This is a genomic window from Prochlorococcus marinus str. MIT 1214 (assembly GCF_027359355.1).
In the GTDB taxonomy this organism is placed as follows: Bacteria; Cyanobacteriota; Cyanobacteriia; order PCC-6307; family Cyanobiaceae; genus Prochlorococcus_B; species Prochlorococcus_B marinus_F.
The window spans coordinates 1,074,031-1,093,833 of the sequence record NZ_CP114777.1 but is presented as its reverse complement, the minus strand read 5'-3'; the positions used below and the strand labels follow the sequence as shown (position 1 = coordinate 1,093,833).

Below are 19,803 nucleotides of genomic sequence, written 5' to 3'. Positions count from 1 at the left end.
CTTTTCATTTTGAAAGTATATTTTAGACAGTAATTGTGCTCCTTAAATAACATTTTAGTTGTGTTGGGTGAATTAGCACCATAATTTCAACAACTTGCGTCATGCTACTTCACCACATTTCTCTTGGTGTCCCTCAAAGTTTCTCCCTCTCCGTTCTTTATTAGATCCAGAAGGATCCAGAAGAGTTCATAATCCTCTAAAACTACTGGATATGAATGAATAGAGTAGTTCAATTGGATTAAGGTGGATTGAGACTAATTCACTCGTGTGTTGTTGGGAAAATTTTCTGGAATTAGGTAATATCGTTTTGATTTATATGCAATTTATTTCTAAAAATATTAAATTAAAATAAGGAGTTGTTGTTGCTTGTAGTATTCAGAAGTTGTTAAGGAATACTTTTAAGGATTTATGGATATTTCTAAAAAAGAATTTATAAATCTTGGAGGTTTCAACGATCTAATCAAAATGAGATATGGTTGGATGGTTTATAACAAAAATGATATGTATATCGGTAAAAGTATCAAAGAATATGGGGAATGGTCGCAAGGAGAAATAGATTTATGTAAACAGATTTTGACCTCTAGTGATGTCGTAATTGAAGTTGGATCAAATATTGGAAGTCATACACTTGCTTTAGCAAAAACTGTTAATGAAGGAGTAGTATTTGCATTTGAACCCCAAAATGTAGTTTTTCAAAATCTTTGTGCAAATATCTCTATCAACTCAATAACGAATTGTTTTTGCTTTAACTCTGCTTTATCGGATAAAAAGGGCGAGGATTTTTATTATCCTAATTTTGATTTTACTGAGGAATCTAATTTTGCAGGAATTAGTCTTACTAAAGAAAAGTCTTCAAATGTTCATCAAGCAAAGGTTGATACTTTAGATAATAGGTTTGCAAATTTGCAAAGATTAAAACTTTTAAAAACAGACGCTGAAGGAATGGAAGTGAATGTTCTTAAAGGTGGTTTTGACTTAATAAAGAGAACAAAACCCTTTTTGTACGTAGAGAATGATGCGAATTACATTGAGAAATCAAAAGAATTAATTGAATTAATATGGTCTTTAGACTATAGAATATTCTGGCATATTATTCCTCTTTACAATAAAAATAACTTCTTTAAAAATGAAAATAATTTATTTGATAAGGTACATTCTGTTAATATACTGGCTATCAGAAAAGATCAGAACATTAGAATAGATTTACCTGAAGTTAAAGATAGTTCGCATTATCCTGACTTATCAAATTTGATTGCTAATTAATATTTTTCTGCGTGCGGGGGAATATAGTTATTTCTCAGGTGCTTAGTTAATTTCCTTCCGCTGCCGTTATTTATGGTTCGCCACTAACGGACTCCCTCTACGTTTTTCATTGGATTCAGACGGATTCAGAAAGGTTCATAATCCCCCATAACCACTGATATGACTGAATAGAGTGGTTCAATTGGAATCAGGTGGGTTCATACTAATTCACTGTGTGTTGTTGGTAATGTTGTTGGGGAAAGTTCCATATAAATGTAATCATATTTGTGTTATGTTACCTAACAAACAAATATTCATGGAGAATAAATAGGACTTACAGAGAATGTCCTAACTTTTCAATAATTAAAATATCTAAAGTAATAGCTAAAAATTTAGATGAAATTTACTATGCCTTATATTGAAGTGATTTTAAAGACAGACTTACTTTTAATCCTCACTCTAAAAACTCATTAACAGAAGATAATAAACAAATAGAAAAAATTTGGCAAGATCTGAAGAGAAACATCCAAATACGATTCAAGTAATGAATCAGTTCTAGTTTTCTAAATGCCGATACTGATATTAAATGGCAATATAATGAGTAGTAGAATTAATAAAATCATAAGTTCGTAGAAGATAATGGGATCTAGTGATAAAGAGCAAGGAAAAAAGAAAGTGACTGAAGTAAAAACATTCTCAGTTCCATTTTCTTTAGGAGAAAGCAAAGAAAACATCACTATTACTACAAATACTCCTTCTAAACCTTCTAAAGAACAAATAATTAATCAAGCATTTAGGTTTCATTCTCAAGGAAACATTTCAGAAGCAGCCAAACAGTATCAATATTTTATTGATCAAGGGTTTAGTGATTACAGAGTTTTTTCTAATTATGGAGGCATATTAAAAAGCTTTGGCAAATTAAAAGAAGCAGAATTGTTGACTCGCAAAGCAATTGAACTTAAACCTGATTTCGCGATTGCGCATTGCAATCTGGGGAACATCTTGAATGATCTTGGCAAATTAAAAGAAGCAGAATTATCTACTCGCAAAGCAATTGAACTCAAACCTGATATCGCGATTGCGCATTACAATCTGGGAAATATCTTGAAAACTCTTGGCAACTTACAAGAAGCAGAATTATCACAACGTAAAGCAATTGAACTCAATCCTAATTACGCAAAGGCGTATTCCAATCTGGGAATCATATTGAATGATATTGGAAAATCAAAAGAAGCAGAATTGTTATACCGTAAAGCAATTGAACTTAAACCTGATTTCGCAGAGGGATATTATAATCTAGGAAAAATATTGAAAGCTCTTGGTAACTTACAAGAAGCAGAACTATCTACTCGCAAAGCAATTAAAATTAAACCTGATTACGTAGATACTCATATCAGTCTTGGAAATATATTGAGGGATCTTGGCAAATTACAAGAAGCAAGATTATGTTCAGAAAAAATTATGTCTTTAAGGTCATGGTCAATTTCCGGTTCATATAGTTTTAATTATGAGATGAGATTAGATTGATTTCATAATTCATAACTTTAGTCAGTTCCTTTGAGACTTCGTTGTTTATTAACTGAGATTCATATATAATTTGATTTCTTATTGAAATATTTAATTCGAATATTTTCAATAAAAAATCTTGTGGAATATTCATATGATCGATTCTCCTAATAATCTCATCAAAATAATTATATGGCAATCTCGGATGATTAACATCAGCGATAGGTAAACCCTCTAAAATAATGTTATCACCAGATCTTTCTATTTTCATAGAATCATTACTAAGACCCATTCCTTTACATGAAATATGAATACCAATATTCTCAATATTAATTGAAAATGGGATTGAAAATACTATGCTTTCTTCAGAAAAAAAACCATAAGAAAAAAAACGTTTTATAGGACTAATATTATTATATGAATATCTTATCTCACTATTTGTTGCAGGATAATTTGGAGTACTTATTCCTTCTTCAGTAATAATAAAAGGCATTGATCTTACTTTATGATTTACAAGGTCCCAGATAGGAGCTATAACTAAACTATTTTTAAAATTAACTGCTCTAGCATTCAAGAATTGATTTTTAATAACATTATCCCATATGCCTTTGTGCCTTTCTTCTAAATTAATTAAAGTATATTTTTTAATTAATGTTTTTAAATTTGAGTTAAATAAACTTAATCCTTTCTCAAACAATTCTGTTGTTTCTTTTCCGCCGGAACCCCATGAAAAGTTATCTTGGTAAAAATTAAAAAAATTTCTAATTTCTTGATTATAGTCCTTATCTTTTTTAATTCTTAATTTATTATCTTCTAAATAAATATCATCTTTTTTGATCAGTAATTTTGATGGAGTAAAAATTCTCGCTCTCAGAATTGGATTAACAGAAAAGATACCTCTCCCATATTCCCCTTCCTTTTGACATATATTATCTGCTATTCCACCAAGTCTACGAAATTCAGAAAGTAAAATATCCCAATTATTGTCCATATCAGATATAAATTTCTATATAAGTTTATCCGTAAGTATGCCATAGCAAACGTGCCTTATGTAAGGGTATTAGTCGAGGGAAGAAAAATCTCTATGAGGATGCAAGATCTCAGTTATTCCTCTCTATTTTGGGTTTTGGTAAAAACTTCTAAATTTTAAAAAGTTTGTCTTGATGAATCATATTTTATTTTTGTGTGGTGCTTAGCCTTTTACTGCATAGGGGATTTATAGTTGTCAATTTGGCTAATTCATCTCTGAATACTCCTCAATTAGTTGAGGTATGTCAGCATTTATGCGTGAAACATTTATGGATATTCCTTTTGATCTCAATTAATTTTTCTCTTCTTTAAGCTAATTATTGATTCGCTTTTAGAAAGCTAAGCTGATACATCTCTCTGATAGTTTTGGTATGATGCTCTTAAAATTTTTGTCAGTTTTGTAGTTATTTTTTCTTTATCTTCTGGTAAACAGTTCTTAGCTTTTCTTTAAATATTCATAAATTAAGTTTTTTTATAAGCCATAAAAATTAACCCCTACCATTAGTCTTTTTTTGTTTCCATGATATGAAACTGAGTGATATCTTTGAGCACCTATTATAATAATCATGCCTTTTTTAGGTAAGATTTCTTCGTCAGGGTCATGTAATTTTAAGATGCCTGGTTCTTCACAATCTTGATCACCGATATCTAGATAATAGACGAGACTATATTTTTTAGAAGCTAAATTAAAGTTTTCATCTGCTTGACTCAGGTGCCAATGTGGTGGCTGCCCTGAGCCTGAGACAAAAAGATTGAAAAATGAATCACAAGAAAATATGTTATTTACTCCTAGCGCTTTTTTACAAATCTCTTCCAAATCATTTGATAACTTTGATATAACAGGAGAGGTGTCCTCAAATAATTTAAAATCCGTGCATAAACCTGGTCCATATCTACTATCTCCGCTGTCATCAAGTCCTTTTGTTTTCATTGTATACAGGTAAGATACAAGTTCATCTTCTACTGTTCTATTTATTATTAACCTATCAAATCTTTTGTCGAAAAGCTTTTTTTCTTTTATTTTATTAGTGGAATTAAATGATAAGCTTTTTGCTGATTCAGCTACGATAATTGACGCTTTTATTATTTGTGAATCCGACTTTTGCTTTACTAATTCTTTAGATTTATAAAGACTTTCGATGCAAGAATTCAACTCTTTCAGTTCATAAAGACAACTTGCATAAGCAAAGTATGAATTCGAAGAAGGTTTAATTTTAATCGCTGTAAGAATGGATTTTGCTGCTTCTTTTAGTTTCCCTGAATTTCTCAATATGTTTCCGAGATTATAATGAGCCTCTGCAAAATCAGGGTTAATTTTAATTGCATGGCGAAAGGATAATTCTGCTTCTTTTAATTTGCCTAGATTTTTTAATATGATTCCATAATTAGAAAAAACTCTTTGATCATTAATACCTTGATTGATTAAATATTGATAAAGTTTGACTGCTTCCGAAAAGTTTCCTTGACTATGAAACTTAAATGCTTGATTAATTAATTCTTCTTTAGAAGGCTTAGAAGGCTTAGAAGGCTTAGAAGGCTTAGAAGGAGTAGAAAGATTATTAGTATTTATACCAATATTTTCTTTTTTTTTATCTAAAGTATATGGAACAGGAAATGTTTGGGCTTCAGGGATTTTCTTTTTCCCTTGCTCTTTATTATTTGATACCATTATCTTTAAGAATGTATAACTTGAATAAGAGTATTTTCAATATACCTTTGTTATGACTCTTCCTAAGATTATTTTAATTTAATTTATAGAGTTCGATGAAAGATTGCTTGCTTGATAAATAGAACTATTTCTGAATGAATAAATCACTTGATTGACGTTATCCAACTTGCTTATGTCTTTTAAGCGATATTCAAAGGTTTGTTCAAGCACTTCTATTGCGACTCTTTAAAGTTTTAATGAGTTGAGATGCTTATCTATTCACCTGCGTCCCTAATATACAATTACTTTAAAGAAGGGAGCCAATTCTCTTGATTAATATGTACCTGCTTGTTGTGGCTTCTTGTGAGGCGGGTATAGGTGATTTTGGGTTAATTAGCTCATCCCCCTCCGCGGCAGTTTCTTTTGTTGCATCACTAAATTAATCCCACTATATTCTTATTCAGGTCGTGAGAGTTTATATCACTGGAGAAAAGAATCAATCCTTACTGCCAATCCATTGACTTTCACTCCTGTGTAAGGAAAATAATTTCACTTGCTGGATTGGCTATTGAGTATGTATAAAACAATCGGGTCGGAAAAATCTAGTATCAGCTCATTATTTAGTTTATTAAAACCATAATTGATATATTTGTCTGTAGATAATGGGATATTTTTCTTCAAATCTTCCCTAGTTCTATAAGTTTGGTTTATCTTCTGGAACGTTAATCTAATAGATAGATTTATTGATTTTAGTAGTGAGAAGAAAAAAGTTCTAAATTGTTAAAACCTAATCAAATAAATGATTGAGTAGTTCAATGTGTTTCATTTTAACTCACACTTGTTTCGCTAGTTGAAAGTTAAGTTAGAGAAAGCGATCTATAAAACTGAGATTTATCTTTCATTATGTTTTATATTTTATAAAAATTTACACCAATAATGATCCTATCTTTTTTACCTTTATAAAAAACAGAGTGTTTTCTTCCTGCGGGAAAGATAATTATCAAACCATTAGTAGGAAGAATATCTTGATTAGGTTCTTCAAGTTTTAGAATTCCAGGTTCTTCACATTTTTGATCACCTACGGATAAATAATACACTAGAGAAAATTTTTTACTTGCTAGATTTAAACCATTCAACCTATCCAGTTTGTTAAGATGAGTATGACTTATCAATCCACCTCCTGAACGAAATATTGTAAAGAAAGAAGCCTCTATTAAAATATCAGATCTAACAGAATTCATTGCAATACTTGTTAAGTCGTCTTTGATATTTTTTATCATTGATTCATCTCTATCAAACAATTCATAGTTTGAACCTATAGCATTCCCATAGGTTGGTGCTTGTTTTAGTGCCTGATCTTGAGCCTTGATATTGTATAAAGTATCTATAAGTTCTTTTTCTACTGGTCGATTTAGAATTAATGGATTTAAATCTAAATCTTTTTCTTCTAGATCGCTTTCATTATAATTCTGATTTAGGCTTTTTTCTTTGATTATGCTTTGACCTTTGAAGATATTTAATAACACTTTATTGCTTAAATCTTTTGGTTCAATTGAATAGGCCTTTAAGATACTAGTTAAAGCTAAATCATGATTTCCGATTAGATAGAAATAGATACTTAAACCTCTATGCGATGAAGCGGAATTAGGTTTAAGTTTAATTGATTTACGGTATAGTATAGCAACTTCCTCTAAATCACCAATATCTATTAATATGGTTGCTAGATTATTATAAGCATCAGCAAAATTAGGTTTGAGTTCGATTGATTTTCGGTATAATATAGATGCCTCTTTTTTATTTCCAAGTTCGACTAATATACCTCCAAGATTATAATAAGCTTCGGCATAATTAGGATTCATTTCAATAGCTTTGCGAGTCAATAATTCAGCCTCTTTTAGTTTTCCAAGTTCTCCTAATATGCCTCCAAGATTATAATAAGCTTCGGTATAACTAGGATTCAATTGAATAGCTTTACGGGTCGATAATTCGGCTTCATTTAGATTACCAAGATCTTTTAATATGTCTCCTAGATTTGAATATGACTGGGCATTACAAGGACTTAATTGAATAGCTTTACGGGTCGATAATTCAGCTTCATCTAGATTGCCAAGATCTTTTAATATGCCTCCAAGATTGGAATATGCTTGGGCATTATTAGGATTCAATTGAATAGCTTTACGGGTCGATAATTCAGCTTCTTTTAGCTTTCCTAGATCTTTTAAAATTGCACCAAGGTTTAGATGAGCTTCGAAGAAATCGGGTTTGAGTTCAATGGCTTTGCATAGCGATAACTCAGCTTCTAAAAGTTTTTTCTCCCAAATCAGTATGTTCGCAAGAAAGAAATGAGAGTTGAAGAGATTTGGATTGATCTCTATTGATTTGCAGCAAGCAATTTTTGACTCTTGCATTCTTTGTAGTTGAAGATATCCATTAGCAAGGTTCACCCAAGCAGGAGCTAATTTAGGATCTGATTCTGTAGCTTTGATTAATAAAGATAATGCTTCTTTTTTATTACCTGCATTCAGCTCAATGCCTCCAAGATTTGTCAATGCTGGAGCATATGAACTATTAATACTTATAGCCTTTTTATAATAGTTTTTAGCATTATTAATATCGCCTTCAGCTTGATATGTATTGCCTAGTTCTTTAATTACTTCATAATCATTAGGTTTTATATCTAGGGCTTTATTTAAATACAAACGAGCATCTTCTATTCTTTTTATTGATACAAATGACTTTGCGATTAATTTGATAGCTTCAATTGAATTCTTATCAGTAATTAGTATTTGATTACAAGTATTAATTGTCTCTTGATACTTATTTTCTTTAAAAAGGGATCTAGCTGTGTTTATATTCGTTTCCAAATTAACAAAGCTGATATATTGATTAAAATATATCAGCTTTGTATTTGATTTAACAAGTCTTGCTTATAAAAAGAATTGTTTTGCCAAAACTTTTATCTTTTTTATTTAGTTTTTGTCTTTATTCTCTTTGATGAGCCTTAGATAATACTTTCACTTAATTAATATTTTTCTATAGAGGGGGATTTAATTGCTTTAGCCGTCACAATCACTTCTCCTCCATTCTTTTTTTTATGAATTAAAGATCTTACCTTTTGATTAGGTTTTGGCGAGTTTATATAAGTTCAGAAAAGAGTTATAAGCTTACTTTTTTAAAGGATCATAAGAATAATTATTTTATAGGTTTAGAAATCAATTATTGAAACCCTGCTCTCCTTAGAGGAAGTGTTGCTAGAACGCAAATAGCTTGAGAGATTCAATTTTGTTGCCTCTATCTTTTTGATATCAACCAAGACTAAGGATTTTTAAGGAGGAATGGATCTGGATCGCAAAACCTTATCATTAATTTCACAAGAGCTTTATATTACAAGGGAAAGAAAATCTATGTTATTACTTCATTTCAACTAGCCAAGATTTTTAAAATCATCGTGATCTGGGTGCTTGAATAAGGCAAATTTTTGGATTTCAAGTGCAAGCGAAAACAGCTCAAGCAGATAAGAAAGCCTTAGCAGAGAAGAAAGCTGCTGCGGCTAAAAAAGCTGCTGCAGATAAGAAAGCCTTAGCAGAGAAGAAAGCTGCTGCGGCTAAAAAAGCTGCTGCAGATAAGAAAGCCTTAGCAGAGAAGAAAGCTGCTGCGGCTAAAAAAGCTGCTGCGGATAAGAAAGCCTTGGCGGATAAGAAAGCCTTAGCGGATAAGAAAGCTGCTGCGGATAAGAAAGCCTTGGCGGATAAGAAAGCCTTAGCGGATAAGAAAGCTGCTGCGGATAAGAAAGCCTTAGCAGAGAAGAAAGCCTTAGCGGATAAGAAAGCTGCTGCGGATAAGAAAGCCTTGGCGGATAAGAAAGCCTTAGCGGATAAGAAAGCTGCTGCGGATAAGAAAGCCTTAGCAGAGAAGAAAGCCTTAGCAGAGAAGAAAGCCTTAGCAGAGAAGAAAGCCTTAGCAGAGAAGAAAGCCTTAGCGGATAAGAAAGCTGCTGCGGATAAGAAAGCTGCTGCGGATAAGAAAGCTGCTGCGGATAAGAAAGCTGCTGCGGATAAGAAAGCTGCTGCGGATAAGAAAGCTGCTGCGGATAAGAAAGCTGCTGCGGATAAGAAAGCCTTAGCGGATAAGAAAGCTGCTGCGGATAAGAAAGCTTTAGCAGAGAAGAAAGCTTTAGCGGATAAGAAAGCTCTAGCCAGCAAGAAAGTTAATTCTCGAACTCAAATTGATTCACAACAGAAACGAGACTCGAAAACTGAATTGTTAACGGTATCAGTCTCCTTAAACACTGGGAAGATCGTTTCAATAGCTTCTATAGGGATTTTGGCTTCGGCTATTCTTGTTTCTGCGATGGTATTTATTGCTGGGTAATTCAATTTCACGAATATCTATGCGAAAGCAACTTTTTTATTCTGTCTTTCTGCTATGTTTCCGTTCTTGTAGTTTTAGATAAATCTAAGCTGTGCTTAAAGAAAGAATCAAGGAGGTTGTTGACTTCACTAAAAGTGAGTCTCCCTATAGGAAAGCTAATAAAGGTTGGATTAATCAAGATATTTTCTTAGATTTAAGTCCCTCTGCTGATACATTTAAACAAACGAATGAAGCTGCTAAAGTAACATTATTTTGGTCTCCAATAAATACTTTATTATCTAGTATTTTTCTTATTATTATTTTATCTTCAATTCTTGTATTTACCTCATTATCTATTTCAAAAGGTGGATTTGATTTTAATTTATTTCATAACTTCGGAATTAACGATATTGTAAAAGTTAATGAAAATAAACCTGTAAATATAATCAAATTGCAGGATCTAAGTACTACGGATTCAAAAATACAACAGAATCTTGAGATAAAAGACTTAGATAAAACAAATTTATTAGATGATGATTTAATAAAAGCAGATCAGAAAATAATCAATCAAAATATTGACAAACAAGAAAGTTTAAAAAAAGAAAGTCAATCTAAAAAAGATATTAAAAATTTAGGAAATAAGCAACCAAAATCAAATTTTATTTGAATTATTTTTTTGATAACAATAAATAATTCTTTGGATTTTTAAAAATTGTTTTATCAGTGAAACTTTTTTTGTTTTTTGGCGTAGTTAGATGCTTTAATCAAAGTGATTTTTACGAGTTTTAAAGGTGTCTGAAGCAAAGGGTAATCAACTCGCAACTATATCTGTTTACTTAAATACACCAATAATAGCCGTCCTTTTGGCTGTTGGATTTCTTTTGGGATCTATTTTATTTGCTGGAATTTTACTGATTGCTAAATAGCTAATTTGTTCAACTCACTGCTAATCGCAGGAAGTAAAAATTGATCTTTGACTAATTCTTTGCCAGTTGTAAAAACTACTGCAAGCATAGGATTCTTATTAGGCGATTCCCACCATGCGACATCATGGCGAACTTCACTCATTAGACCAGCTTTGCTCCAAAGTTTAGAAGCCAAAGGAAGGCCTGCTCCCAAAAAACCATCTACTTGATTCTCTATATTTTGCTTGCGAGCAACTGGATCGAGTGAGCGTTGAAAAACTTTTATTAAACGTTCGCTTGTGACTTTTGGGAGTATTTCAAGAGTCATTAATGATTCAAAGATTCTGGCACTCCCATCGGTTGTCATCCTGTTTCGATTCTCATTTTTTTTTCCATAAAAATCCTTCTCCCTTCCAAAAGGGCCTTCATTCCAAGTCTTTTGACTGCAGTTCCAATTTTTTATTTCAGGCCATTTCAGATCATTTAGCCAGTGGTTAATTAATTGCCTTTGGGTTTTCCATGCTTGATAGTTTGACTCATTAAGAGATGGACCACTTGTTGTGCCTGTTAAAAGATCTAAAATATAACTTGTGGCGTCATTATTGGAGTTTGCGATCATTTCATATAAAGCTCTTCTAAGTTCTTTTGAGTCAACAATTAAGTCTTGCTTTAGCCATACCTGAGTCGCCAATGCATAAACTATTTTTACTACGCTTGCAGGATAAAAATTTCTGTTTGAATTCCACCCTGTTCCATATCCACTAGATGCCGATGGACTCTGATTGTCATAACGTATGCATGTTATTGCAATATTCTGTTGAAGGTTTGGACGACCTTCTTTTTCAAACCTGTCGAGGAGACCTTTCAGGCAATATGCCATCTCAGGGTCTTGTCGGTAGAACGCCATAGCGCTCGAGAAGAATTCAATATGACCTTAGAGGTTTTGCTAAATAATACTTCATTTGTTTTGGGAAGTTTATGGAAACTGCGAACAAATATTGATGGATTTAAAAGTGAAAATAGTGATGAATTAGTTACGCAAGCAAGTATTGGTAGGACTTTTCAATTGATTGATTGTTTAAAATCCAATTTAAAAAACAAGCAAATTATCCATAGAGTTAAAGTGCGTCTTTTGGAAGATGGCTATATTTGTTGGTTTAGATTTTCTGAATTAATTCATCAAGCTTCAAAAATAGAATCATGGGAACCTAAATTTTTTACTGAAGAGAAAATTATTTCTAGGATTCCGGAGATATTATCTTGGACTAGGGCTGCGAGAAAAATGAGTAATGAATATTTGTGGGGTGGAACTGTAGGTCCAAATTTTGATTGCTCTGGTTTGGTTCAATCTGCTTTTGCAAGTTCAGGCATTTGGATACCAAGAGATGCTTATCAGCAGGAAAGATTCTGTAAAAATATTGCATTGGATATAGAAGCCTTAGGCGAAGAATTAAAACCTGGCGATTTACTTTTCTTTGGATCGTCAGAAAAATGTACCCACGTTGGATTGCATATTGAGAATGGTTTTTATATCCATAGTTCTGGGGTAACTGATGGGCATAATGGAATAGAGATTGATGGTTTATTTCAACCGAACCTTGGAAAAATTTCTTCTTTTTACAGATCTAAATTTAGATCTGCTGGACGAGTGATCTCTTGTTATCAGAGTGAAAAACTCTAAAGAAGATTAATTGACCCTTATTAGGAGTTTTGAATGAATTCTAATGTTGCACTATCAATAGTTGTACCTATCTATAACGAAGAAGAAAGTCTTCCTTTTTTGGTAAAGCAGTTATTAGAGGTTTTACAGCCAATGAAGGAAACTTTTGAAGTAGTTTTAGTTAATGATGGTTCATCAGATAACAGCGCAGAGGTAATTAGAAAACTAAGCTTTGAGATACCAGAATTAGTTGGAGTTCTTCTTCGAAAAAACTATGGACAGACCGCTGCAATGGCAGCAGGATTTGATATTTCCTCTGGAGAGATAGTTGTCACACTTGATGGTGATTTGCAAAATGATCCTGCAGATATTCCGTTATTAGTTAATAAGATTAGGGATGGATTTGATCTTGTAAGTGGGTGGAGATATCGACGGCAAGATGCTGCGATAAGTAGAAAGCTTCCATCAAGAATTGCTAACCGATTAATTGGGAAGGTTACTGGTGTACGACTGAATGATTATGGGTGTTCTTTAAAGGCTTATAGGAAAGAAGTATTGACAGATATGAGATTATATGGAGAATTGCATAGATTCTTACCTGTTCTTGCAAATATTGAAGGAGCAAGAATTACTGAAGTTAAAGTAAATCATAGAGCCCGTCAATTTGGATCTAGTAAGTATGGAATAGATAGAACTTTTAGAGTCTTGATGGACTTGTTGACTGTTTGGTTTATGAATAGATTTTTAACGAGACCTATGTATGTTTTTGGTTTTGGTGGAATTCTCGCAATTATTGGGAGCTTCATAACAAGCTTTTATCTATTAACAATCAAACTTTTAGGAGAAGATATAGGTAATAGACCTTTACTTATTTTTGCTTTACTTCTTGCAGTGACGGGAGTTCAACTATTTGGATTTGGATTGCTTGGAGAGTTGCAAATCCGCACTTATCATGAAAGTCAAAATAGACCTATCTATCGCATTAGAGATACATTTCGAGGGGGACGAGAAGCTTGAGGTTTTTTATGTAAATCAAAAAATTTACCTTTGTAAGATGCAATTCCAGCAGCAGAAGCAATAACAACTCTACTGTCAGAATCCTTCAACCCTCTTCTTAAAAAAGGTACTGCTTTATTATTCTCCCATTGACTGGCGATTTTAATAGCTAATAGACGATCAGTAGGGTTGCTAGAGATTAATTTAGTTAATCTTTTCTTAGTTTCTATTGAATTAAGTGAATTTGTCTGTGAAAAAGACTTGGAGTTTTTGTTATTCAGTTTTTTGGATTTTTGATTTTGTAAACTCTTATCGATTATCAATTCTGATGATGATACCTCAGCCTTTGCAAAGGAATCCTTTTGAGATTTGAAAAAAACTGATGCCTTGGATTGTTTTTTTGAACTCCAAAGGATTAAAGCAATAATTAGAGCTAAACCACCAGCAAAAACTTGATTCATGATGAGAAAATTTGTTTAGGAGTGCATCTTTAAAGAAGATATACGGATTGAACTTTTATGTCATCAATGGGTTGTATTTGGTTTGATTAGATCATAATTCTATAAAATAAAGGTGGATTTATTGAAATAAGTAATGACTAGTGAACTAGCTTCAAGTTTGCTTCCCGCTATTCTGATTCCATTAGTTGGAATAATGGGTCCAGCCGTTTTCATTGTTTTAATTGGTAGGTACATAACCGCTACTGAGTAATTTCAAAAATTTAATTTTCTACCAATTCTTTTAGCTCATGACTAAATCTCAAGAAACACTTATGCAAAGGTGGGCTGTAAAAACAGTCTCAGACCCAACTGTTGGCAATCTTCAAACCCCAGTGAATAGTGGTTGGTTTACCAAGATGGTTATAAATAATCTTCCTGTCTATAGAGAGGGCTTATCGCCAAACTTCAGAGGTCTAGAAACAGGAGCAATTTTTGGTTATTTACTGTTTGGTCCTTTTTCTATGACAGGGCCTCTTAGGAATACGGATTTTGCCTTAACGGCAGGCTTGCTTGGCGGAGTGGGAGCTATTCAAATATTGACTGCTCTTTTTATTCTTTACAACGCTGCTGGTAAGTCGCCTAATGTCCAACCTCCTGATGCAACAGTAGCAAATCCTCCTTCTGATTTATTTACAAGAGCAGGATGGAGTGATTTTACAAATGGTTTTTGGTTAGGAGGCACAGGAGGTGTTGTGTTTGCTTGGTTGTTAATTGGTACTTTGCATCTAGATACTGTTTTACCTTTGATTAAGGAATATCATTTACTTGGAGCTTAAAACTTTTCTAGAAGAACTTATTTTAAAAAGCCCCTTATCTTAGGGGCTTTTTAATTCTCTAAAATATTTACTTCAATTGGCTCATCTTTTGCAAAAGCGTGAACTGAGATTCATTTATTTTGCTTTCTACTCCTAATTTCTTGATATTAAATGGATCTATTTTGCTTATAAATATCAATACACAATCTCATAAATCTTAGTACCCATAAAAAAAGAACACTGCTTGTAAAGACAGTGTTCTTTTGACTGGAAGCTAGTTAAAGATTTATCCGAACTTACCCGAAGTAGATGCGATAACAAATGCACCAAAGGTTACAAAGTTTCCAACTGTGAAATGGGTTAAACCAACTAATCGTGCTTGGACAATGGATAATGCAACAGGCTTATCTCTCCAACCAACTAAATTAGCTATTGGTGTTCTTTGATGAGCCCAAACAAGAGTTTCGATAAGTTCTTGCCAATACCCTCTCCAAGAGATGAGGAACATAAATCCAGTCGCCCAAATGAGATGACCAAATAAGAACATCCAAGCCCATGGAGATAAAGCATTTACACCAAATGGGTTATATCCATTGATTAGCTGAGAACTATTTAGCCATAGATAATCTCTAAACCAACCCATTAAATAGGTACCAGATTCATTGAATTGAGCGGTATTACCCATCCAAATTGCTAGATGTTTCCAATGCCAATAGAAGGTAATCCAAGCAATAGTATTTAAGGCCCAGAACATCGCTAAATAAGTAGCGTCCCAAGAAGAACTATCACAAGTACCTCCACGACCTGGTCCATCACATGGGAAAGCAAATCCTAAATCCTTTTTATCTGGAATTAGTTTTGTTCCTCTAGCATCAAGAGCACCCTTTATAAGAATCAAAGCAGTTGTATGTAGTCCTAGTGCAATCGCATGGTGAACTAAGAAATCTGCAGGTCCAATAGGTAAGAAATTGGTTAGAGCATCTGGTCTATTAATCATGTCCATCCAGTAGTGATTACCTGGCATGGAATTAGCAGCTATAGATGCAGAACTTGATGCATTTGCTAGCAAAGCATTAAATCCATACATCATTTTTCCACTAGCAGCCTGTGCGAACTGTGCAAATACTGGTTCTATAAGAATCTGCTTTTCAGGAGTACCAAAGGCTACAACTACATCGTTGTGAACATAAATTCCAAGAGTATGGAAGCCTAGAAGCATTGTTACCCAACTTAAGTGGCTAATTAAAGCTTCTTTGGTACTAAGGATTCTTGCTAGAACATTGTCTTTATTAAGCTCTGGATCATAATCTCTGACAAAGAAAATTGCTCCGTGAGAGAACGCACCAACCATCAAGAACATTGCTATGTATTGATGATGGGTATATAGAGCTGACTGAGTTGTGTAATCCCTTGCTATAAATGCGTATGAAGGAAGAGCACCCATATGCTGGGCGACCAAACTACAAGCTACACCTAAAGAAGCGAGTGCAAGTCCAAGTTGAAAATGGAGTGAATTGTTGACTGTCTCGAATAGTCCATTGTGCTTTATACCGAAATAACCCTTATGTGGATCTTTTGGGTGACTTGTATTGTGGGCTTCAACAATTTCTTTAAGGCTATGGCCAATACCAAAGTTAGTCCTATACATATGGCCTGCAATTATAAATACCACTCCTATAGCCAAATGATGGTGAGCAATATCTGTTAGCCAAAGTGATTCACTTTGAGGGTGAAGTCCACCTAAGAATGTAAATATCGCTGTACCAGCTCCTTGAGTAGTTCCAAAAACCGCATCAAGTGAATCAGGGTTTTGAGCATAAGCTCCCCAATTCCCTGAGAAAAATGGAGTTAGACCTTCTGGATGAGGCATAACAGTTAACCAGTTATCCCAGCCAACATGTATTCCTCTTGATTCAGGGATAGCTACATGAATTAAGTGACCAGTCCAAGCAATACTGCTGAATCCAAAAAGAACAGCTAAGTGATGGTTTAACTGAGATTCTGCATTTTTAAACCATGCTAATGAAGGTCTGTATTTAGGCTGAAGATGAAGCCATCCAGCAAACAATAACCAGCAGACAAGGATGTTTATAAAGATTGCACCCTGGAAAAGCTGCTCATTAGTTCTCATGCCAATTGTGTACCACCAGTGATATAAGCCTGAGTAAGCAATATTGACTGGAGAAGTTGCTCCTGCCTGAGTCAGAGCATCAGTAAGACCTTGTCCAAAATGAGGATCCCAAATTGCATGAGCAATTGGACGAGTATGAGTTGGATCTAGAACCCATTGCTCAAAGTTTCCTTGCCAAGCAATGTGGAAAAGATTTCCTGCCACCCAAAGACCAATGATGGCTAAGTGACCAAAATGAGTAGAGAAGAGTTTTTGATATAACTGTTCCTCTGTCATACCGTCATGACTTTCGAAATCATGAGCGGTAGCTATGCCGTACCAGATTCTTCTGGTTGTAGGGTCTTGAGCAAGACCCTGACTAAAAGATGGAAATTTAGTTGCCATTTTATAAAAGATCAGAGAGGGTCAGCCGAGACCGATTAAGCGAGCGTGGAAGAAGGCCCAAGTGGTAGCAATTCCTCCTAGAAGGAAATGAGCTGCTCCTACTGCACGACCTTGAGTGATAGATAGAGCTCTTGGTTGAATAGTTGGTGCCAACTTAAGTTTATTGTGAGCCCAAATAATTGACTCAAATAATTCTTGCCAGTAACCACGGCCACTGAATAGGAACATAAGACTAAATGCCCAAACGAAATGTGCTCCTAAGAACATCAAACCGTACATACTTATGGGTTGGCCATAACTTGTAAGGACTTGCGATGACTGAGCCCAGAGGAAATCTCTAAGCCATCCATTGATAGTTATGGAGCTTTGAGCAAAGTTTCCTCCTGTAAGTCCCCATACATCACTTTGCATTTTCCATGAGAAGTGGAAGATAACTACTGATAAGCCGTTATACATCCAGAACAAGCCAAGGAAAACATGATCCCAAGATGAAACTTGGCATGTACCTCCTCTTCCTGGTCCATCACAAGGGAATCTAAAGCCAAGGTTCGCCTTATCAGGAATTAGTCTGGAACTCCTTGCGAATAAAACTCCCTTTAGGAGGATTAGAAGGGTTACGTGGATAGTAAAAGCATGGATATGGTGAATCATGAAATCAGCAGTTCCTAAAGGTATAGGCGCGATTCCAATTTTCCCCCCAACTTGACTTACAGAACCATTAAAGACTTCGCTAACTAAGCCACTTTGAAGGTTTACATTTGCACCAGCAAGAGTTGTAGAGCCAGCAGCTGAATGATGAATATTTTGAATCCATTGAGCAAAAACAGGTTGAAGTTGGATCCCTGTATCACTGAACATATCTGCAGGTCTTCCTAACGCACGCATTACATCGTTATGAATATAAAGACCAAAACTATGGAAACCTAAGAACATGCAAGCCCAATTTAAATGACTAATTAATGCATCTCGTGCTTTCAAGATTCTGTCTAGAACATTATCAATATGAACAGCTGGGTCATAGTCTCTAATCATTGCGATACCAGCATGAGCTGCTGCACCAACAATGAATAATCCACCTATCCACATATGATGTGTAAATAGACCTAGAACAGTTGGGTAATCAATAGACAAGTATGGATATGGTGGCATCGCATACATGTGATGGGAAATAATGATGCTCAAGGAGCCAATCATTGCAAGGTTTAAACCAAGCTGAGCATGCCAACTATTAGCTAAAAACTCATAAATTCCCTTATGACCATTGGGAGCAGGGAAAAGAATTGGATCTCCTGCATGATTATCTAGTATTTCTTTGAGATTATGGCCAATGCCAAACATTGTTCTATAAAGATGACCACCAAATACAGCTAGTACTCCAAAAGCTAAATGATGATGAGAAATATCTGTCATCCATAAGCTACCAGTAACTGGATTTAGACCACCTTTGAAAGTTAAGAAATCACTAAACGCCCACCAATTAGTCGTAAAGAAATTTTCAACTGTTCTTCCAGCGAGGCCAGGGAATATTTGACTAGCAATAGCAGGATTACAAAGCTCATGGGGCAGAGGCATGTCCGCAACTGAAGCAATTGGAATGCCATCAATAATTAGAGGCTTTCCAGCATCAATTGCGTCCATCAAAGCCGCAGTTGGTGCGCCTATGTGAATGCAATGTCCAGCCCAAGCAATAGAACCCAATCCCACTAGACCAGCTATGTGGTGATTGAGCATTGACTCAAGATTCCTGAACCAATCAAGCTTGGGAGCGGCTTTGTGATAGTGATAAATACCACCATGCAGCATTATTGCTGCCATGAGAAGAGCACCAATAGCTAAAGCCATGAGCTCGGTTTCATTAGTAATACCCCAGCCTCTCCACATCTGAAAAATTCCAGAAGTGATCTGAATGCCGTGATAATTACCGCCTAAATCTGCATTAAGCATCTCTTGACCAACTATTGGCCAAACCACTTGTGCTCCTGGCTTGACATGAGTTGGATCAGAGAGCCAGCCAGAATAATTAGAAAAGCGAGCTCCATGGAAAAAAGCTGCACTCATCCAAATAAAGATGACTGCTAGATGTCCAAAGTGAGCAGAAAATACTTTTCTACTGGTTTCTTGGAGATCTCCAACATGGGTATCAAAATCATGCGCGTCAGCATGAAGATTCCATATCCATGTAGTAGTCTTTGGCCCTTTAGCAAGGGATTTTGACCAAAAACCAGGCTTATCAAGCTTGGAAAAATCTACAGGGATTGCATCAGTTTCGATAGGTTTATCGAGAACTGGTTCTTTTTTTTGTTCTCTTTCTGGTGGGCTAATGGTCATCGAGTGATTCCTTCAGGAATGTGATCGAGGTTTGGGGGGCCTAATCTGGAAAGACTAGGGTGAAATCTTCAATAAGTAATTCTACTTATGAGGTGGGATTACTTGTTGAAAGATTTTAGGAATTCAAGACCTACCTTTGAAGTTACTTGAAAACCTATATAAGGGTTATGTCATAAGCATAAAGTAGACAGTCAGTTACTACGGAAGCATGTAACAAATGTTCTACACTTTTATTCTTAAGTGGTCATTGAATCCATGGTTTTTCTTAATTAGTAAATCTTTGCGTTTAGTAGAGCAAAGGGAAAAAAGTTATTTAGGTCTAGAGGCTTTACTTTTTATAGACATTAATTCGTGAACACATCACTTAGA

16 protein-coding genes are annotated in these 19,803 nt (G+C 34.5%); 9 read left to right on the top strand and 7 right to left on the bottom strand.

The window, feature by feature from the left end:
- Positions 1–408 precede the first annotated feature (408 nt).
- Positions 409–1,263 (top strand): FkbM family methyltransferase, encoded by an 855-nt coding sequence (locus O5639_RS06280; protein ID WP_269623714.1) that lies wholly within the window; start codon positions 409–411, stop codon positions 1,261–1,263.
- A gap of 618 nt (positions 1,264–1,881) precedes the next feature.
- Positions 1,882–2,769 (top strand): tetratricopeptide repeat protein, encoded by an 888-nt coding sequence (locus tag O5639_RS06275; RefSeq protein WP_332299733.1) that lies wholly within the window; start codon positions 1,882–1,884, stop codon positions 2,767–2,769.
- Here the strand turns inward: O5639_RS06275 and O5639_RS06270 are convergent.
- The 3 genes from O5639_RS06270 to O5639_RS06260 form a co-directional block, all read right to left on the bottom strand.
- Complete coding sequence (locus O5639_RS06270; RefSeq protein ID WP_269623713.1) at positions 2,744–3,739, bottom strand: hypothetical protein; 996 nt, start codon at positions 3,737–3,739, stop codon at positions 2,744–2,746. The genes O5639_RS06275 and O5639_RS06270 overlap by 26 nt on opposite strands.
- Positions 3,740–4,249: 510 nt before the next feature.
- Positions 4,250–5,446: a tetratricopeptide repeat protein gene (locus O5639_RS06265; RefSeq protein WP_269623712.1), complete on the bottom strand. Its 1,197-nt coding sequence runs from the start codon at positions 5,444–5,446 to the stop codon at positions 4,250–4,252.
- An 887-nt stretch (positions 5,447–6,333) separates the two neighbouring features.
- Entirely contained in the window at positions 6,334–8,289 is a 1,956-nt protein-coding gene (locus tag O5639_RS06260; protein WP_269623711.1) for a tetratricopeptide repeat protein, read from the bottom strand.
- 625 nt (positions 8,290–8,914) lie between these two features.
- On the opposite strand from O5639_RS06260, the gene O5639_RS06255 reads away from it, so the two are divergent.
- The 3 genes from O5639_RS06255 to O5639_RS06245 all read left to right on the top strand — a co-directional run bounded on the left by O5639_RS06255 (position 8,915) and on the right by O5639_RS06245 (position 10,701).
- Complete coding sequence (locus O5639_RS06255) at positions 8,915–9,796, top strand: hypothetical protein (protein WP_269623710.1); 882 nt, start codon at positions 8,915–8,917, stop codon at positions 9,794–9,796.
- Positions 9,797–9,887: 91 nt separating this feature from the next.
- Positions 9,888–10,442 (top strand): hypothetical protein, encoded by a 555-nt coding sequence (locus O5639_RS06250; RefSeq protein ID WP_269623709.1) that lies wholly within the window; start codon positions 9,888–9,890, stop codon positions 10,440–10,442.
- 124 nt (positions 10,443–10,566) lie between these two features.
- Complete coding sequence (locus O5639_RS06245; RefSeq protein ID WP_011295180.1) at positions 10,567–10,701, top strand: hypothetical protein; 135 nt, start codon at positions 10,567–10,569, stop codon at positions 10,699–10,701.
- Here the strand turns inward: O5639_RS06245 and O5639_RS06240 are convergent.
- Positions 10,694–11,587: a serine hydrolase gene (locus tag O5639_RS06240; RefSeq protein WP_269623708.1), complete on the bottom strand. Its 894-nt coding sequence runs from the start codon at positions 11,585–11,587 to the stop codon at positions 10,694–10,696. The two genes, O5639_RS06245 and O5639_RS06240, sit on opposite strands and share 8 nt — an antisense overlap.
- A 21-nt stretch (positions 11,588–11,608) precedes the next feature.
- On the opposite strand from O5639_RS06240, the gene O5639_RS06235 reads away from it, so the two are divergent.
- Complete coding sequence (locus O5639_RS06235; RefSeq protein WP_269623707.1) at positions 11,609–12,361, top strand: C40 family peptidase; 753 nt, start codon at positions 11,609–11,611, stop codon at positions 12,359–12,361.
- A gap of 33 nt (positions 12,362–12,394) precedes the next feature.
- On the top strand, positions 12,395–13,357 hold the full coding sequence (locus tag O5639_RS06230; RefSeq protein ID WP_269623706.1) for a glycosyltransferase family 2 protein: 963 nt from the start codon (positions 12,395–12,397) through the stop codon (positions 13,355–13,357).
- Here O5639_RS06230 and O5639_RS06225 read toward each other — a convergent pair.
- The gene (locus O5639_RS06225) at positions 13,315–13,797 is read right to left on the bottom strand and encodes a HEAT repeat domain-containing protein (RefSeq protein ID WP_269623705.1); all 483 of its coding nucleotides are present in this window, start codon (positions 13,795–13,797) and stop codon (positions 13,315–13,317) included. The two genes, O5639_RS06230 and O5639_RS06225, sit on opposite strands and share 43 nt — an antisense overlap.
- A 133-nt stretch (positions 13,798–13,930) precedes the next feature.
- Here O5639_RS06225 and O5639_RS06220 point away from each other — a divergent pair, with 133 nt between their 5' ends.
- Together O5639_RS06220 and O5639_RS06215 are read left to right on the top strand one after the other, a co-directional pair.
- The gene (locus O5639_RS06220; RefSeq protein WP_011295429.1) at positions 13,931–14,047 is read left to right on the top strand and encodes a photosystem I reaction center subunit VIII; all 117 of its coding nucleotides are present in this window, start codon (positions 13,931–13,933) and stop codon (positions 14,045–14,047) included.
- A 37-nt stretch (positions 14,048–14,084) separates the two neighbouring features.
- Entirely contained in the window at positions 14,085–14,612 is a 528-nt protein-coding gene (locus O5639_RS06215; protein WP_269623704.1) for a photosystem I reaction center protein subunit XI, read from the top strand.
- Between the two features lie 265 nt (positions 14,613–14,877).
- Here O5639_RS06215 and psaB read toward each other — a convergent pair whose 3' ends face one another.
- The gene (gene psaB, locus O5639_RS06210) at positions 14,878–17,106 is read right to left on the bottom strand and encodes a photosystem I core protein PsaB (RefSeq protein ID WP_269603461.1); all 2,229 of its coding nucleotides are present in this window, start codon (positions 17,104–17,106) and stop codon (positions 14,878–14,880) included.
- A gap of 21 nt (positions 17,107–17,127) precedes the next feature.
- Positions 17,128–19,434, bottom strand: a complete 2,307-nt coding sequence (gene psaA, locus O5639_RS06205) for a photosystem I core protein PsaA (protein WP_269623703.1) — start codon at positions 19,432–19,434, stop codon at positions 17,128–17,130.
- Between the last annotated feature and the right edge of the window lie 369 nt (positions 19,435–19,803).

Excerpts from the sequence above, each read along its gene's own strand:
- O5639_RS06280 (WP_269623714.1), top strand. The coding sequence starts at position 409 with ATGGATATTTCTAAAAAAGAATTTATAAATCTTGGAGGTTTCAACGAT.
- O5639_RS06275 (WP_332299733.1), top strand. The coding sequence starts at position 1,882 with ATGGGATCTAGTGATAAAGAGCAAGGAAAAAAGAAAGTGACTGAAGTA.
- O5639_RS06270 (WP_269623713.1), bottom strand. The coding sequence starts at position 3,739 with ATGGACAATAATTGGGATATTTTACTTTCTGAATTTCGTAGACTTGGT.
- O5639_RS06265 (WP_269623712.1), bottom strand. The coding sequence starts at position 5,446 with ATGGTATCAAATAATAAAGAGCAAGGGAAAAAGAAAATCCCTGAAGCC.
- O5639_RS06240 (WP_269623708.1), bottom strand. The coding sequence starts at position 11,587 with ATGGCGTTCTACCGACAAGACCCTGAGATGGCATATTGCCTGAAAGGT.
- O5639_RS06235 (WP_269623707.1), top strand. The coding sequence starts at position 11,609 with ATGACCTTAGAGGTTTTGCTAAATAATACTTCATTTGTTTTGGGAAGT.
- O5639_RS06230 (WP_269623706.1), top strand. The coding sequence starts at position 12,395 with ATGAATTCTAATGTTGCACTATCAATAGTTGTACCTATCTATAACGAA.
- O5639_RS06225 (WP_269623705.1), bottom strand. The coding sequence starts at position 13,797 with ATGAATCAAGTTTTTGCTGGTGGTTTAGCTCTAATTATTGCTTTAATC.
- O5639_RS06220 (WP_011295429.1), top strand. The coding sequence starts at position 13,931 with ATGACTAGTGAACTAGCTTCAAGTTTGCTTCCCGCTATTCTGATTCCA.
- O5639_RS06215 (WP_269623704.1), top strand. The coding sequence starts at position 14,085 with ATGACTAAATCTCAAGAAACACTTATGCAAAGGTGGGCTGTAAAAACA.
- psaB (WP_269603461.1), bottom strand. The coding sequence starts at position 17,106 with ATGGCAACTAAATTTCCATCTTTTAGTCAGGGTCTTGCTCAAGACCCT.
- psaA (WP_269623703.1), bottom strand. The coding sequence starts at position 19,434 with ATGACCATTAGCCCACCAGAAAGAGAACAAAAAAAAGAACCAGTTCTC.